This window comes from Nonomuraea diastatica, from assembly GCF_004349015.1.
GTDB classification, from domain to species: domain Bacteria; phylum Actinomycetota; class Actinomycetes; order Streptosporangiales; family Streptosporangiaceae; genus Nonomuraea; species Nonomuraea diastatica.
On record NZ_SMKP01000231.1, the window covers coordinates 1 to 15,366 of the forward strand.

Consider the following 15,366-nt stretch of genomic DNA (forward strand, 5'->3'; position numbering starts at 1 on the left):
GCCCGCGGGTGGTCACCGCGAACTGCCCCTCGCCGTACGACTGCGTGGCCCGGTCGGGCAGCGGCACGTGCAGGCGCACCCGGTGGTCGTCGCAGCGGTTGTCGAACTCGACGTCGAGCCGGACGAAGGGCTCGCCCGCGCGCAGCTCGACGCGGGTGGTGACGACGACGTTCTCGGTCGTGGGCGTCCGCGCGATGGCGGGGAGTTCCGGGGCGCCGTCGATGCCGCCGCCGGCGGCCGGCCACCGGTACGTGCGGCGCACGTCCACCATGGCCACCAGCGGGCCTGAGGCGATCAGCTCGGTCTCGACCGACACCGGCTCGTCCACGATCAGGTCGGCCGGCGGGGGCGCGTGGTTGTAGGTGTCGCCGACGTCCCCGCCGTCCACGATGCGGCCGGCGCCCGTGACCGTCGTGCCGTCCTGACCGACCAGCGTGAGCGTGCCGTCGCCGGCGATCGCGACGCGCAGCAGGCCGTTGTCCAGCACCTCCTCGTCGCCGCGCACCGGCAGGGTGGCCGAGTCGGAGCTGAGCCAGCAGGACGGGGCGTGCTCGGAGGGCGGGCCGGTCTCCCGCGCGGGCGGGCCGAACACCTGCTCGTGCGGCGCGGGCCGGATGCTCGTGTGGCCCAGCGGCGGGACCTCGACCAGGGCCGCGACCGTGCGCCGGGGCTCGGCGACGATGCGGACCCGCGTCACGCCGTCCAGCTCGCCGCGCAGGTCGTCGACGTCGAAGACCATCTGCGTCTCGTGGGCCACCGTGAACGTCAGTGTGCCGTCCTCGACCGACCAGGACGTGATGTGCTGGCCGTACAGCTCGGTGCCGTGGACGAAGCTCAGCGCGGTGGCCGGGTCCATCTCGTCGTCCAGCAGGAGCGTGGCCGCGTATTCCAGCGGCTGGATGGGCACGGGCGCGCCCGAGGCGTCCACCAGCGGGTGGTGGCCGGCCACGTCGACGACGACCACGCCGCGCCTGGGGGCGGGCGTCGGGTTGACGACGAGCACGCCGTCGGACGGCACCGCGCCGGCCAGCCGGGCGGTCACCATGTCGCGTACGGCCTGCCCGAGGTGCTCGGCCTCGGCGATGCGCGCGGCGACCTGCTGGGCGGTCTCGTCGACGCCGCACCCGGTCACCGAGTCGTGGCCGCTGGCGTCCACCAGCCGCCACCAGGCCATGTCGAGGAAACGTCCGGGCCACTCGTCGCCCCAGAGCGTGGCCAGCGGCTCGGCGTAGCGCTCGACCATCCGCTCGGCGCGGCCCATGGCCTGCTTGACGTGGGCGCGGACGGAGATGACGCCGGGGAGGATGTTGGCGCGCGCGTGCGAGCGAAGCTCGCCGCGGACTTCGGGCAGGCCGTCCACCTCACCCGAATAGGCCCCGATATATCCGGACAAGGTGTCCATGCGGGCGCCGATCTCCGCCACCATCTCCGGCAGCCCTCGCACGGGCGCGGAGTGGTCGGTGCCGTACATCGCCAGCAGCGAGCCCTCGGGCCCGTGCCACTCGCGCATCGTCCTGGTGAACGCGGCCGCCCGTTCCTTCAGTCCCGCCGAGTCGTGGAACAGATGGGCCCCGTTGCCGTAGCCGCCGGCGGGCAGGTACTGCGTGCGCAGCGCCGTGCCGTCGGGCGCGACCCAGGCGAAGGCGTCGGTGGTCACCGAGGACGGCACCCCTCGGTAGACGCAGGCGTGCAGCAGCCCCGCCCGGCGCAGGATCTGCGGCATCTGCGCCGCGTGCCCGAACATGTCGGGCAGGTAGCCGACCGGCATGGCCCCGCCGAGCTTGTCGGCCCTGGCCATGCCGAGTTCGAGGTTGCGGACGATGTTCTCGCCCGAGCACAGGAACTCGTCGAGCAGGATCTGCCACGGGCCCACCGCCAGGCGCCCCGACTCGACCAGCGCTGCCACCCGGTCGCGGTTCTCCGGGCGCACCTCCAGGTAGTCGTCCACGCAGGCGAGTTGCCCGTCGAGGGTGAAGTGGTAGGCGGGCTCGCGCTCCATCGTGTCGAGCACCTCGTCGAGCAGCGCCACGAGGCGCAGCCTGAAGCGCTGGAACGGTTCGTACCACTCCCGGTCCCAGTGCGTGTGCGGTACGACGACGATCTCCGTGCTCACGCTGCCTCCCCTCCTATGGGCAGTCCATGTTGTACGGCGTAGCGGGCGGCGATCCGCTGGGCCGTCACGATGTCCTCAAGCCCGCCGCCCGCGCCGGTGAGCGGCGGCTCGCCATCGTTCACGAAAGCATGGAAGGCGGCCAGTTGTACCTCGAACGCCTCGGTCACATCGCGCCAGTGGGCGCGGCTCTCCCCGCTCGCGCCGTGCTCGCCGCCGGAGACGACGGTGAGCGTGGTGGGGGCGTTCATCAGGTAGGGCGCGGGGAAGACCAGTTCCAGCGAGCCCTTGTCGTGGTGGATGGCCACGGTCTCGCGGTAGGCGGGATAGTCCTCCAGGTAGTGCCAGCGGATCCCGAACCGGCCGCGGACGGGCAGCGGCCCGGAGATCTCGATGGACCCGGGCGCGGGGCCCCACGTCTCAACGTACGAAATTTCGGCTGGCGATCCAGTGAAGCGCCTCAAAAGCGACAAGTCGTGGCATATGGAGCCGAGCGCCACTCCGTACAGATTCCGCACCGGCTCCGGCGCCGGCTCCCCCAGCGCCCGCGCGACAAGCTCGCTCTCGGCGGCCCGCAGCGAGGCGAGCAGCCCGGGATCCACGTCACGGGCCTGCGTCAGGTTGGCGAACGCGAGCTGCGACTCCCCGCTCGGATGCAGCACGACCACCTCGACCGACCTGATCGCCTCCGCCCCGCCCAGCTCCGCCAGCAGCTTCTCGGCCCTGCGCACCGCCGGGTCGTACTGCTTCATGTAGCCGACCATCAGCCGCCCCTCGGGCAGCGCCGCCACCTCGGCCCTGGTCAGGGCGAGCGGTTTCTCGCACAGCACGGCGTGACCGGCGCTCAGCGCCTGCCGCACGGCCTCGCCGTGCGAGCCGGACGCCAGCATGACGACGGCGTCGAATCCGCCGTCGGCCAGCATCTCCTCCAGCGCGGTGTAGCGCCTGGCGGCACCCAGCCGGTCGCCGACCGCGTCGGCCAGCGTCCGTGACAGGTCGCAGACGGCGCTCACCTCAAACAGGTCACGCCGCCTCGACAACAACGGCACGTAGACCGCCTGGGTGACGGCCCCGCACCCCACCAGAGCGATTCTCACCTGTGTCAAAGTCCCAGTTCCCTCAGTCTCTGGCGGTTGGCGGCCTGATCGGCGATGTTCTGGGCGACCGAGCGGCGGCCCGGCAGCGTGTCCTGCTCGACGATGACCCAGCCCTCGTAGCCGATCTCGTCGAGCGCCGCGACCACGCCGGGCAGGTCCAGCTCGCCCTCGCCGAGGGAGGCGAACCCGCCGCGGCCCATGAGCTCGCGCAGGTCGACGCCGTCGTCCAGGGCCTCGGCGAGGATCTTGGTGTCGCCGTCCTTGATGTGCACGTGGCCGACCCGGCCGGCCCACTCGCGCAGCTTGGTCACCGGGTCTCCCCCGCCCAGCAGCAGGTGGCCCGTGTCGAGGCAGAGCTCGACGTCGGTCAGCTCCAGCAGCCGCTCCACGTCGTCGGGGGTCTCGACGTAGGTGCCGAGGTGAGGGTGGAAGGCGGGCTCGAACCCGCGCTCGCGGCACCGGCCGACCGCCTCCTGCACGCGGGCGGCGTACCCGGGCCATTCGGAGGACGGCAGCCCTGGAACGCTCCCACCCGGGCGGGCGAACCTGTCCGGCGAGCCGGAGCAGCCCAGCGTGGGCCGCGGCGCCAGATGCTCGGGCGCGGGCGGCGCGGCGGCGAACACGTCGAGCGTCGCCTCCAGCGTGGTCAGCCCCTCGCGGAACGCCTCGGCGTCGTTGTAGCGCAGATCGGCCCAGCCGCCGGCGAGCAGCAGGCCGTCGAGCCGTTCCACCAGGTCGGCGCTGGTCCCCAGGTAACCGGCCGGGCCCAGATCGATGCCCTCGTAACCGGCCGCGGACAGCGCGCCGACCATCTCGTCGGCGCCCAGCGGCGGCGGCGCGTCGCTCAGCTCGAACACCCCGAAGCTCACCGGCGCGTTGGCGACCTTCCGCACTCGCGTGCTCATGACCTCACTCCGTTCGTCGGCACGTTCACTCGCATAGCGCGATCACCTCGTTCTCGTACGTTTCCAGCCGGTGGCGGCCGCAAGACGCGGGCAGGAGCGTACGGTCGCCGCGGACGACCCGCCGCCGTCCGTCTGGGGCCACCAGCACCAGGCCGTCGGCGTCCAGCGCGAGCAGCTCGTCGCCCAGCCTGAGCAGCAGCGGCCCGTCGGGACCCGCGGAGACGGCGGTGCGCCCGGCACGCACGCCGTCGAGCACCGTGGCCGTGTCCTCGGCCAGCACCCACGTCGTCGGCGCTCCGGGCAGGCCGTCGGAGCCGTGGCGGTGGAAGTCGCTGCCGCCGATCACGGTGAGGTCGTGGCGCCAGGCGTCGGCCCAGGCCAGCGGCGCGCCCCAGCGGCGGTCCCACCAGCCGGAGTGCCACACTTCGGCGATCGCGGGCCGGCGCTCGATCGGCAGCAGCCAGGCGCAGTCGCCGCCGAGCGGGTGGTTGACGGACATCAGCCCGCCCGCGCGCTCGGCGTGCTCAGCCCAGGAGTCCGCGGGCCGCCGGAAGTCCACCCAGCCGACGTCGCCGAACACGTTCGCGTGGCCCCGGTCGGTGGTGACCTCCTGGCCGGGGATGAGCGTGATCTCCCGGTCGATCTTGTCCAGCCAGGGGTGGTGGCTGACGGTGTTGTGGTCGGTGACGGCCAGGAAGTCGAGCCCTCTGCCGTGGGCGAGCTCGGCCAGCTCGGGAATGCTGAGCCCGCCGTCGCTGTGCAGGGTGTGGGCGTGGAAGTCGCCCGCGAACCACCGCAGCCCGCCGGCGTCGGGGATGTCGCGCCGCGCCGGGCGCTCGCCGTGCGGCGGCTCCGCCACGACCGGCTCCGGTGGCACGACGGTCGCGGTGGTGATCTCCAGCGTGTAGTCGAGGCCCTGCGGCGGGATCCGGTGCAGCCGCAGCCACACGTGCCACGTGCCCGCTTCCGGCTCGCCCGGCAGGTAGCCGGGGGTCGCCCAGTCCTCGCTGATCGTGTACGTGTCACGCGCGCCGCCCGACCAGCCGCGGAACCCGGCGGGCGAGCCGCACCCGAGGTCGATGACGCCCTGCGACCTGTCGTACGCCAGCCGCACCGTCACGGCGGCCGTGCCCGCGCCCACCTCGAAGGGCACCTCCCGCAGGATCTGTTCCAGCCTGTCGTCCAGGCTCCAGCGGCCTGTGATGATCACACCAGCTCCCCGTCACGGTAGACGAGGGCCCGGTCGCGGCGGGGCAGCGCGTGGCCGTCGTCGCCGACGGCGGGCTCGCTGCCCTCGGGCACGACGGCCTGCACCAGCACGTCGTTGACGTCGAGGGTCACCAGGTGGGACGCACCCAGGTTCTCCACGATGGCCACCTTCCCGCTCAGCGCGCCCTCCGCCGGTCCGGCCGAGTAGGCCATGTACTCCGGCCGCACGCCGTAGACGATCTTCTCCCCGTCGGTCAGCCGCCCCTCGGCGGCGGCCGGGACCGCCACCTTGCAGTCCGCGACCTCCAGCGTGTCACCTCGTACGGCGCCATCCAGCAGGTTCATGGGCGTCGACCCGATGAATCCGGCCACGAACGTGTTGGCGGGCCGCTGGAACACCTCGGCCGGAGTGCCGATCTGCCGGATGTGCCCGGCCTCCATGACGGCCATCCGGTCGGCCATGGCCAGCGCCTCGGCCTGGTCGTGGGTGACGAAGACGGTGGTGACGCCCAGCTCACGCTGGAGCTTCTTGAGGAACGTACGGGCTTCGAGCCGGAGGCGGGCGTCGAGGTTGGACAGCGGCTCGTCGAACAGGAACGCCTGCGCCTGCGTGGCCATCACCCTGGCCAGCGCGACCCTCTGCTGCTGGCCGCCCGACAACTGCCCGGGCCGGCGGTCCATGAGGTGGTCGAGGCCGAGCCGCGCGCCGACCTCCTCCGCCTTCTCGCGGCGCGCGCCCTTGGCGACCTTCTTGATCCGCAGCGGGTAGGCGATGTTGTCCGTGACGTCCATGTGCGGGAACAGCGCGTAGTCCTGGAAGACCATCGCGACGTCGCGGCCGCCCGGCTGCACCCCGGTCACGTCGCGCTCGCCGATGACCACGGCGCCGCCGGTGGCGGTCTCCAGGCCGGCGATCGTGCGCAGCAGGGTCGTCTTGCCGCAGCCGGAGGGTCCGAGCAGGGCGAAGAACTCGCCGTCGGGGATGTCGAGGTCGAGCGAGTCGAGCGCTTTCACCCCGCCGGGATAGACCTTGGTCAGCCCGCGTAGTTCGATGGCGGCCATTAACGCTTGATCCCTCCGTGGAAGCGGAAGCCGTACTTTTTGCTGACGAACAGGTACATGAGCACCACGGGAATCGAGTAGAGCAGGCCGAACGTGGACAACATGCTGAGGTTGGCCTGGCCGCCCTCGGTGTAGAGCGTGTACGTGATCACCGCGGCCGGCTGCTTCTCGACGTCGCTCAGCAGCAGGTACGGCATCAGGAAGTTCCCCCACACATTGGCCAGGGCCCACACCCCGATCGTGGCCAGTCCCGGCCGTACCAGCGGGACCACCACGTGCCGGACGATCTGCAGCGGCGAGGCCCCGAAGACCCGCGCCGACTCCTCGTAGGACTTCGGCGTGGAGTCCATGAAGTCCTTCAGCATGAAGATCGCCGCGGGCAGCAGCCCGCCGGTCAGGATGAGGATCAGCCCGAGATGCGAGTCGATCAGGTTCAGCTCGACCGCGAGCTGGAACAGCGGCACCATGGCCGCCGTACCCGTGATGATCGACGACAGCAGCAGCAGCGCGTAGAGCAGGGCGTCCCGGCCGGGCAGGCGCACCCGGCTCAGCGCGTACGCGGCCAGCGCCGCGAGCAGCACGACCAGCACGGCGGTGCCGACCGACAACACCAGCGAGTTGTAGAGCGACGGCAGCGCGTACGGGTGCTCGACGACCGCCTGGAAGTTGTCCCAGGTGAAGTCGGGCACCTTGACCTCGTACGAGGGGTCGGAGGTGAACGGGGCCGTCACCAGCCAGAGCAGCGGGATGGTGAAGAAGGCCAGCAGCACCGCGATGAGCGTGGAGAAGCCGATCCGGCCCAGGACGAAGCGCGTCATTTCTTGCTCCGGAGCAGCCGCAGGTAGAAGACCGCGACGACCAGGTTGATCAGCAGGATGATCGTGGACACGGCGGCGCCGTAACCCAGCTCGCCGCTCTGCAACGCGACCTTGTACACGTGCACGGCCAGCACCTCGGACCTGCCGTCGGGGCCGCCCGCGGTGAGCAGGAACGGGGAGAAGTCGTTGAACGTCCACAGGCTGATGAGCAGCAGGTTGGTGAGGATGTGCCCCCGGATGTGCGGGAAGACCACGTCCCTGAGCTGCTGCCAGCCGGTGGCTCCGGCCAGGCGGGCGCTCTCCAGGTGGGAGGGCGGCACGTTGCCGAGCGCGGCGCCGTACAACATCATCGAGAACGCGGTGCCGCGCCAGGTGTTGAAGATGATGATCGACAACATCGGGTGATCGAGCAGCCACGGGAAGCCGGGGATGCCGAGCAGCGCGTTGAGCGTGCCGCCGTCGCGGTCGAGCAGCGCCACCCACAGGAACGACACGACGGCGCTCGGCAGGATCCAGGCCAGGATGACCAGGCCCTCGACCAGCCGCTTGAGCGGTCCTGCGCGGTCGCGCAGCATCCAGGCGATCGTGAAGCCGAGCACGACCTGGCCGATGACGGCCGAGCCGAGCACGAACTGCACGGTCAGCCAGGTCGAGTTCCAGAACGTGGGGTTGGAGACCGCGTCGAGCAGGTTGCCGAGCCCGACGAACTCCGGTTCGGCCGCGGCGGCGCCGGTCAGGCGGTAGTTGGTGAGCCCCAGGTAGAGCACCCAGAGCGCGGGGAACACGAGGAAGGCGGCGATGAGCAGCAGGGCGGGGGCGACGAACGCCCCGGCCCGCAGGCTGCCCAGGCCCGCCGCGTCAGAACTGTAGCCGCGGCGGGTCCGCTCGTCTTCCTTGACGACCTCAGGAGGCGATGTTGCCTGCGCCACCGACGATTCCCTCAAGTTTCTTCTGGTAGTCGGCCGCCGCCTGGTCGGGCGCGGTGCCGCCGACCACCTCTGCGGTGGCCTCCTGCAGCGCCACCGACACCTGCGGATAGACGGCGACGGGCGGCCGGTAGGCGGTCACCGGCAGCACCTTCTCCGAGATGAAGGTCAGCAGCGGCTCGCCGGCGAGGATCTCCTTGTTGACGTCGGTGCGCGGGGTGACGCGTACGTTGCCGTCCTTTGTCTCCTCCTTCAGCGCCTCGGGCGAGAGCGTGAAGGTCAGCAACTCGAAGGCCTCCTTCGGGTGCTCACTGTTGGGGTTGACCGTGCGCAGGGCGCCGCCTGACATGCTGACGAAGTCCTGGCCGCGCACACCCTTGCCGGGCTCGATCGCGGGGATCATGGCGTAGCCGACGACCTGGTCGCGCTCGGCCATCTTCGCCACCCCGTCCTTGGGGTTGACGACGCCGCGCCAGAAATAGTCGCCCTCCATCAGGATGCCGACCTTGCCCTCGGCGAACTGCTGGAACGACTTGTCGCGGCCCTTGGCCTCCTGCTGGAGCTTGGGGTCGCCGAGGCCGCCGCCGTAGATCTTCTGGTAGAGGCCGAGCGCGTCCTTCAACGCCTGGGAGGCGCCGGTCCACTTGCCGTCCTGCTGCACCTCGCCGCCCGCGCCGGCGAGCAGCGGCAACACGCCCTGCATCGAGGTGGCCTCGCCCATGGCGGTGCCGGCGTTGATCTGGATCGGCACGGGCACGCCCGCGGACTTCAGCTTCGTGCCCGCGTCGAGGATCTCCTGCCAGCTCTTCGGCTGCCAGTCGGCGGGGAGCCCGGCCTTCTGGAAGAGCGTCTTGTTGAAGTAGAGCACCCGGCCGTCGGTGCCGACCGGCAGGGCGTACTTCTTGCCGTTGAACTCGGCCATGCCCTGGACGGCCTCGGGGATCTGCGACCAGCCGTCCCAGCTGTCGGCCTCCGGCCCGACCAGCTCGGGCAGCGGCTTGATGTAGCCCGCCTCGGCGAACTCACCGGCCCAGATCCCGTCGATGTCCATGACGTCCGCGCCCTTGCCTGACTTGAGGTCGAGGGAGAGCTTGGTCTTGTACTGTTCGTCGTCGACTCCGCTGGGGACGAACTTGACCGTGACGTCCTTTCCCTTCGCCTTCTGGGCGGCCTCGAACTTGGGGATCACCCAGTCCTCGATGAAGGTCGCTCCGGCGGCGTTCTTACCGCCCTTGATGGCGTTCTGGGTGATCGTCAGCTCGATGGCCTCACCCTCGCCTCCGCCGGACGACTGGCCGCACGCGGCGAGCCCCAGCCCGGCCGCGGCGAGGACCGCGACCACTCCCAGCGACCGTTTCCGCACTGCCATGCAAACCCTCCGACATGTCCTTGGGGGAGGAAGCCATGGGCCAATATGTCATGACATGCATATGACGTAAAGCCCGCCCAAATGACCGGGTCATGCTTCCGGACTGTGCCCGTACGCTGTGTGTTTGCCTGAAGGAGAGGGGTCAGCCGCAGGTGCGTCGCGCTCGTCTCAAGGTGGGCACGTAAGGCAACATAGCGGACATCCGAATGTCATGACAATATGCCATAGTGTCGAGAGAAGCCTCACCCTGGAGGTGCGTCAGGTGCAGACCCCGCTCCCCGCGACAGGCCGCACGCCCGGGCCCGCCGTGCACGACCTGATCACGATCGGCCGCTGCGGCGTCGACGTCTACCCGTTGCAGACCGGCGTCGGGCTGGCCGACGTCGAGACCTTCGGCAAGTTCCTCGGCGGCAGCCCGACGAACGTCGCCGTGGCCGCGGCGCGCCACGGGCTGCGCCCGGCCGTGATCACCGCCGTGGGAGCCGATCCCTTCGGGGACTTCGTCCGGCGGGCGATCCGCGGCTTCGGCGTCGACGACGCCTACGTGAGCACCATCGAGGGCCCGCCCACGCCCGTCACGTTCTGCGAGATCTTCCCTCCCGACCACTTCCCGATCTACTTCTACCGCGGCGAGCATCCACCCGACCTGCGCATCTCCCCCGACATCCTCGACCTCGACGCCATCGCGGCCACGAGCCTGTTCTGGTTCTCGCTGACCGGCCTGAGCAAGGAGCCCAGCGCCGCGGCCCACGCCGCCGCCCTGTCGGCGCGCACCACGGGCTGGACGGTGTTCGACCTGGACTACCGGCCCAGCCTGTGGGAGTCGCGGGAGGCGGCGTACGAGGCGGCGAGCCGGGCGCTGCCGCACGCGAACGTCGCGGTCGGCAACCTCGACGAGGTGGAGACCGCGGTCGGCGTACGCGATCCGGAGGCCGCCGCGCAGGCGCTGCTGGACGCCGGGGTGAAGGTCGCCATCGTGAAGATGGGCCCAGAAGGGGTTTTCGCCCGCACCGCCGAGGAGAGCGCCTTGGTGGAGCCCGTGGAGGTGAAGGTGGTCAACGGCATCGGAGCGGGCGACGCGTTCGGCGGCGCCGTCTGCCTCGGCCTGCTGCGCGGCTGGCCGCTGGAGCGCACGATCCGCTTCGCCAACGCCGCGGGCGCCTTCGTGGCCGCCCGCCTGGCCTGCGCCGACGCCATGCCGGCGACGGCGGACGTCGAGGACCTGCTGAACGGCACCGAGAACGGGGGTCGCTCTTGAGCGACATCACGCTGCCCAGGGCCGCCGGTTACGCGCGGCTCACCCACATCCGCGCCACCAAGCCGGAGGAGATCGCCGAGGCGGCGGCCCGGCGGCAGCGACGCGGCCTGCCCGGCGAGGGCGAGCGGCTGCTCATCATCGCCGCCGACCACCCCGCCAGAGGGGCGCTGGCCGTACGCGACCGCCCGCTGGCCATGGCCAGCCGCGCCGACCTGCTCGGCCGCCTCCAGACCGCGCTGGCCAGGCCGGGCGTCGACGGCATCCTGGCCGCCCCCGACGTGCTGGAGGACCTGCTCCTGCTGGGGGCGCTGGAGGGCAAGCTGGCCTTCGGCTCCATGAACAGGGGCGGTCTGCAGGGCTCGGTGTTCGAGCTGGACGACCGCTTCACCGGCTTCGACGCCGCGGCGATCGACACGATGCGCCTCGACGGCGGCAAGATGCTCTGCCGCATCGACCCCGGCGACCACGCGACCGTGACGACGCTGGAATCATGCGCCCGCGCGGTCACCGACCTGGCCCGCAGACGCCTGGTCGCCATGGTGGAGCCGTTCTGGTCGCTGCGCTCGGAGACGGGCGCCGTCCGCAACGACCTGTCGCCCGACGCCGTGATCCGCGCGATCAGCGTCGCCCAGGCGCTCGGCGTGACCTCGGCCTACACCTGGCTCAAGATCCCCGCCGTGGCGGAGATGGAGCGGGTGATGGCGGCCACCACGCTGCCCGCCCTGCTGCTCGGCGGCGACCCACCGGACATCGACGCCGCCTACGCCGGCTGGGACCGCGCGCTCGGCCTGCCGGGCGTGCGGGGACTCGTCGTCGGGCGCGCTCTGCTCTACCCTCCGGACGACGACGTAGCAACCGCCGTGGACGGCGCCGCCGCCCTGGTTCGAGAGGCCCGCGCATGACATACCTTCCGTACGGCAAGTCCGCCAACGGCCCCTGGGCGGTGGAGATCACCCCGTCCCTGGCCGGATGGACCTATTCGGGCCTGCGCGTCGCGAACCTGGCCGACGCCACGGTCTCGTTCGACACGGGCGAGGAGGAGATGCTCGTGCTCCCCCTGTCGGGCTCGTGCACGGTCGCCATCACCCCATCCGCCTCCCCGCCGCCCGCCACGCACGGGCCTGACGCGGTGACGTTCGAGCTGGCCGGGCGATCCTCGGTGTTCGACGGCCCGTCCGACTTCGTCTACCTGCCGATCGGCGCCCACGTGACGCTCAGGGGCGACGGGCGCATCGCGCTGCCCTCGGCCCGCGCCACCCGCGCGCTGGAGCCCCGCCACGTGCCCGCCGCCGACGTCGCCGTGGAGATCAGGGGCGCGGGCCAGGCCAGCCGCCAGGTGAACAACTTCTGCGCCCCCGGCGCCTTCGAGTGCGACAAGCTCATGGCCGTCGAAGTGCTCACCCCCGGCGGGAACTGGTCGTCCTACCCGCCGCACAAGCACGACACCCCCAACCCGGGCGAGGCCGTGCTGGAGGAGATCTACTACTTCGAGGTCGCCGGCCGGGGCCTCGGCTACCAGCGCGTCTACTCCTCCGAACGCGGCCAGATCGACACCCTGGCCGAGGTCTCGTCCGGCGACGTCGTGCTGGTCCCGTACGGCTACCACGGGCCCTCCATGGCCGCGCCCGGCTACGACCTCTACTATCTGAACGTCCTGGCGGGCCCGGCGGAGCAGCGCTCGATGGCGTTCTGCGACGACCCCGGCCACGCCTGGATCCGCTCCTCGTGGGACTCCCAGCCCATCGACCCGAGACTGCCGTTCGGGAGGAAGGAGGTCTCATGACCACCCGATTGACCGTGGCGCAGGCCGTCGTGCGGTTCCTGGCCCAGCAGTGGAGCGAGCGCGACGGCGTGGAGCGGCGCTTCTTCGGCGGCTGCGCCGGCATCTTCGGCCACGGCAACGTCGCCGGTCTCGGCCAGGCGCTGGCCACCTCCGCCGACGACCTGCCCTACCACCTGACCCGCAACGAGCAGGCGATGGTGCACACCGCCGCCGCCTACGCCCGCGCCGGCAACCGGCTGACGACCCTGGCCTGCACCACCTCGATCGGCCCCGGCGCGACCAACATGGTCACCGGCGCGGCCGGCGCGACGATCAACCGCCTGCCCGTGCTGCTGCTGCCCGGTGACATCTTCTCCACCCGCGTGGCGAGCCCGGTGCTGCAGGAGCTGGAGGACACGCGCTCCTACGACATCTCGGTCAACGACTGCTTCAAGCCGGTCTCCCGCTTCTGGGACCGGATCAACCGCCCCGAGCAGCTCCCGCCGGCGCTGCTGGCCGCCATGCGGGTGCTCACCGACCCCGCCGAGACCGGCGCGGTGACGCTGGCGCTGCCGCAGGACGTCCAGGCGGAGGGGTTCGACTGGCCGGACGAGTTGTTCGCCCGCCGCGTGTGGCACATTCCCAGGCCGCGCCCCGAGCGCGCCGCCCTGGCCAGGGCCGCCGAGCTGATCACGTCGGCCGAGCGCCCGCTGATCGTCGCGGGCGGCGGGGCGATTTACAGCGAGGCCACGGACGAGCTGCGCGCCTTCGCCGAGGCGCACGGCATCCCGGTCGCCGAGACCCAGGCCGGCAAGGGCGCGCTCCCCCACGGCCATCCCCTCGCGATGGGCGCCATCGGCGCCACCGGCACCACGGCCGCCAACACGCTGGCCCGCGAGGCCGACGTGATCATCGGCGTGGGCACCCGCTACAGCGACTTCACCACCGCCTCCCGGACGATCTTCGCCCCCGGCGCGCGGTTCGCGAACGTCAACATCACCGGCTTCGACGCCGCCAAACTGTCCGGCCTGCAGCTGGTCGCCGACGCCCGCGAGGCGCTGGCCGACCTGGGCCGGGTGTGCGCCGGATGGAGCACGCCACCCACCCACCGCGCCCAGGCCGCCGAGCTCACCCGTGCCTGGGACGCCGCCGTCGACGCGGCGTACGCGCTGGAGGGCTCGCCACTGCCGCAGTCGGCGGTGATCGGCGCGGTCAACGCGGCGGCCGGCGACGACGGCGTGGTGGTGTGCGCGGCCGGGTCGATGCCTGGTGACCTGCACAAACTCTGGCGGCCCAGCGGCCCCGGCAGCTACCACGTCGAGTACGGCTACTCCTGCATGGGCTACGAGATCGCGGGCGGCCTGGGCGTCAAGATGGCGGCGCCGGAGCGCGAGGTGTTCGTGCTCGTGGGCGACGGCTCCTACCTCATGATGGCGCAGGAGCTGGTCACGGCCGTCTCCGAGGGCATCAAGCTGATCGTCGTCCTGGTCGACAACTCCGGTTTCGCCTCCATCGGGCGCCTGTCGGAGAGCGTCGGCGCCGAGCGGCTCGGCACCTCCTACGCCCGTCGCGACGGCAACCCGCTACCCGTCGACCTGGCCGCCAACGCGGCCAGTCTCGGCGCCGCGGTGCTGCGCCCCGAGTCGGTCGCCGACCTGCGCAAGGCGCTCGACGCGGCCCGGTCGGCGACGGAGACCACCGTGATCCACGTACGCACCGACCGGCTGGCGGACGACGCACCCTCGTCGGAGGCCTGGTGGGACGTGCCCGTGGCGCAGGTGGCGACGACGAGCGCCACCTACGCCGCGCGGGAGGAGTACGAGTCCAACAAGCGCTCCCAGCGCCCGCACCTCGCCCCGCCGGCCTGACCTGGGTTGCCCCCGATCTTCCGAGGGAAGGCCTCTGACCAGCGCGATCGGGGGGTTGGGCATGGGGCCGTGGCGGTTGCTCGGGTGGTTCGCGGTCGTCGCGGTGACCTCGTTCTGCCTGCACCACGTGCGTACGGTGGTCATCTCCATCATCATCGGCGTGTTCCTGACCGCGCTGCTGCTGCCGCCCACCGTCGCCAGCGTGTCGGAGCTGCGCACGAGCGTCGACCAGGTGCTCCGCGACCTGCACCGCCTGGTCGCCGCCGTCGGGCTCGACGACCAGCAGCTCCTCACCCAGGCCAGGGACTACCTGTCGGGGCAGGGCAGGCAGATCACCGCAGGGGCGCTGGCAGGGGTCAGGACGGTCGGCGAGATCGTCGTCGGAGCCGTGCTGGCCGTCATCCTGTCGGTCTACTTCGTGCACGGCGGCGACCGGCTCTTCCGCTGGCTCGTGGACCTCGCGCCCGCCTCCGCCAGGACCCGCCTGACCAGGACCGGCGACCTGATCTTCTCCGTCGTCGGCCGCTACATCCGCGGGGTGGCGATCGTGGGCGCGTTCGACGGGTTCTTCATCGGGCTCGCGCTGTGGATCCTCGGGGTGCCGCGCGCGCTGCCGCTGGCGGTGCTGACGTTCGCGGGGGCGTTCCTCCCGGTGGTGGGGGCGTTCATGGCGGGGCTGCTGGCCGCGGTGGTGGCGCTCGTGGCCAAGGGCTTGCTGGTGGCGCTGATCGTGGTCGCGGTGACCGTGGCCGTGCAGCAGGTCGAGGGGCACGTCCTGGCGCCGCAAATCTACGGCAAGGCCCTTGACCTGCCCAGCGCGGTCATCCTGGTCGCCATCACGGTGGGCAGCGTGATCGCGGGCATCACCGGCGCGTTCCTGGCCGCTCCTGTGACCTCCGTGATCGTCGCCCTGCTGCAGAGCAGGAGGAGGCACGACGAGCGACCGGCGACGGCGACCCCTCCGAAACGGCCCCCGCCGGCC

Annotated in this window: 13 protein-coding genes; 5 read left to right on the forward strand and 8 right to left on the reverse strand. The window is 71.7% G+C overall.

All coding sequences use genetic code 11. The features are described from left to right. The 8 genes from E1294_RS46190 to E1294_RS46225 form a co-directional block, all read right to left on the reverse strand. On the reverse strand, positions 1-2,113 hold a 2,113-nt coding region (locus E1294_RS46190; protein ID WP_132518178.1), incomplete at its 3' end, for a glycoside hydrolase family 38 N-terminal domain-containing protein. Next, positions 2,110-3,207 carry a Gfo/Idh/MocA family protein gene (locus tag E1294_RS46195; protein ID WP_132518180.1) on the reverse strand — a complete coding sequence of 366 codons (1,098 nt, stop codon included), beginning with the start codon at positions 3,205-3,207 and terminating at the stop codon, positions 2,110-2,112. The genes E1294_RS46190 and E1294_RS46195, both read right to left, overlap by 4 nt. A gap of 5 nt (positions 3,208-3,212) precedes the next feature. Then, the gene (locus tag E1294_RS46200) at positions 3,213-4,112 is read right to left on the reverse strand and encodes a TIM barrel protein (protein ID WP_132518182.1); all 900 of its coding nucleotides are present in this window, start codon (positions 4,110-4,112) and stop codon (positions 3,213-3,215) included. Positions 4,113-4,137: 25 nt separating this feature from the next. Continuing rightward, positions 4,138-5,322 carry a CehA/McbA family metallohydrolase gene (locus tag E1294_RS46205; protein ID WP_246083754.1) on the reverse strand — a complete coding sequence of 395 codons (1,185 nt, stop codon included), beginning with the start codon at positions 5,320-5,322 and terminating at the stop codon, positions 4,138-4,140. Continuing rightward, positions 5,319-6,383 carry an ABC transporter ATP-binding protein gene (locus tag E1294_RS46210; RefSeq protein ID WP_132518184.1) on the reverse strand — a complete coding sequence of 355 codons (1,065 nt, stop codon included), beginning with the start codon at positions 6,381-6,383 and terminating at the stop codon, positions 5,319-5,321. Before E1294_RS46210 ends, E1294_RS46205 begins: the two co-directional genes overlap by 4 nt. Beyond that, the gene (locus E1294_RS46215) at positions 6,383-7,201 is read right to left on the reverse strand and encodes a carbohydrate ABC transporter permease (RefSeq protein WP_132518186.1); all 819 of its coding nucleotides are present in this window, start codon (positions 7,199-7,201) and stop codon (positions 6,383-6,385) included. The genes E1294_RS46210 and E1294_RS46215 overlap by 1 nt, the downstream gene beginning before the upstream one ends. After that, positions 7,198-8,130, reverse strand: a complete 933-nt coding sequence (locus E1294_RS46220; protein ID WP_132518188.1) for a carbohydrate ABC transporter permease — start codon at positions 8,128-8,130, stop codon at positions 7,198-7,200. Before E1294_RS46220 ends, E1294_RS46215 begins: the two co-directional genes overlap by 4 nt. Next, positions 8,105-9,496 (reverse strand): extracellular solute-binding protein, encoded by a 1,392-nt coding sequence (locus E1294_RS46225; protein WP_246083755.1) that lies wholly within the window; start codon positions 9,494-9,496, stop codon positions 8,105-8,107. The genes E1294_RS46220 and E1294_RS46225 overlap by 26 nt, the downstream gene beginning before the upstream one ends. Before the next feature lie 307 nt (positions 9,497-9,803). Between E1294_RS46225 and iolC the strand changes: the two genes are divergently transcribed. From iolC to E1294_RS46250, 5 genes are all read left to right on the forward strand, one after another. Then, positions 9,804-10,754, forward strand: coding sequence for a 5-dehydro-2-deoxygluconokinase (gene iolC, locus E1294_RS46230; RefSeq protein WP_425465272.1), 951 nt, complete (start codon positions 9,804-9,806; stop codon positions 10,752-10,754). After that, a complete protein-coding gene (locus E1294_RS46235; protein ID WP_425465271.1) occupies positions 10,751-11,656 on the forward strand; it encodes a Cgl0159 family (beta/alpha)8-fold protein in 906 nt (301 codons plus the stop codon). The genes iolC and E1294_RS46235 overlap by 4 nt, the downstream gene beginning before the upstream one ends. Continuing rightward, positions 11,653-12,537: a 5-deoxy-glucuronate isomerase gene (gene iolB / locus E1294_RS46240; RefSeq protein WP_132518192.1), complete on the forward strand. Its 885-nt coding sequence runs from the start codon at positions 11,653-11,655 to the stop codon at positions 12,535-12,537. The genes E1294_RS46235 and iolB overlap by 4 nt, the downstream gene beginning before the upstream one ends. Beyond that, a complete protein-coding gene (iolD, locus tag E1294_RS46245; protein WP_132518194.1) occupies positions 12,534-14,384 on the forward strand; it encodes a 3D-(3,5/4)-trihydroxycyclohexane-1,2-dione acylhydrolase (decyclizing) in 1,851 nt (616 codons plus the stop codon). The genes iolB and iolD overlap by 4 nt, the downstream gene beginning before the upstream one ends. A 61-nt stretch (positions 14,385-14,445) precedes the next feature. Further along, a partial coding sequence (locus E1294_RS46250) for an AI-2E family transporter (RefSeq protein WP_246083757.1) occupies positions 14,446-15,366 on the forward strand: 921 nt, incomplete at its 3' end.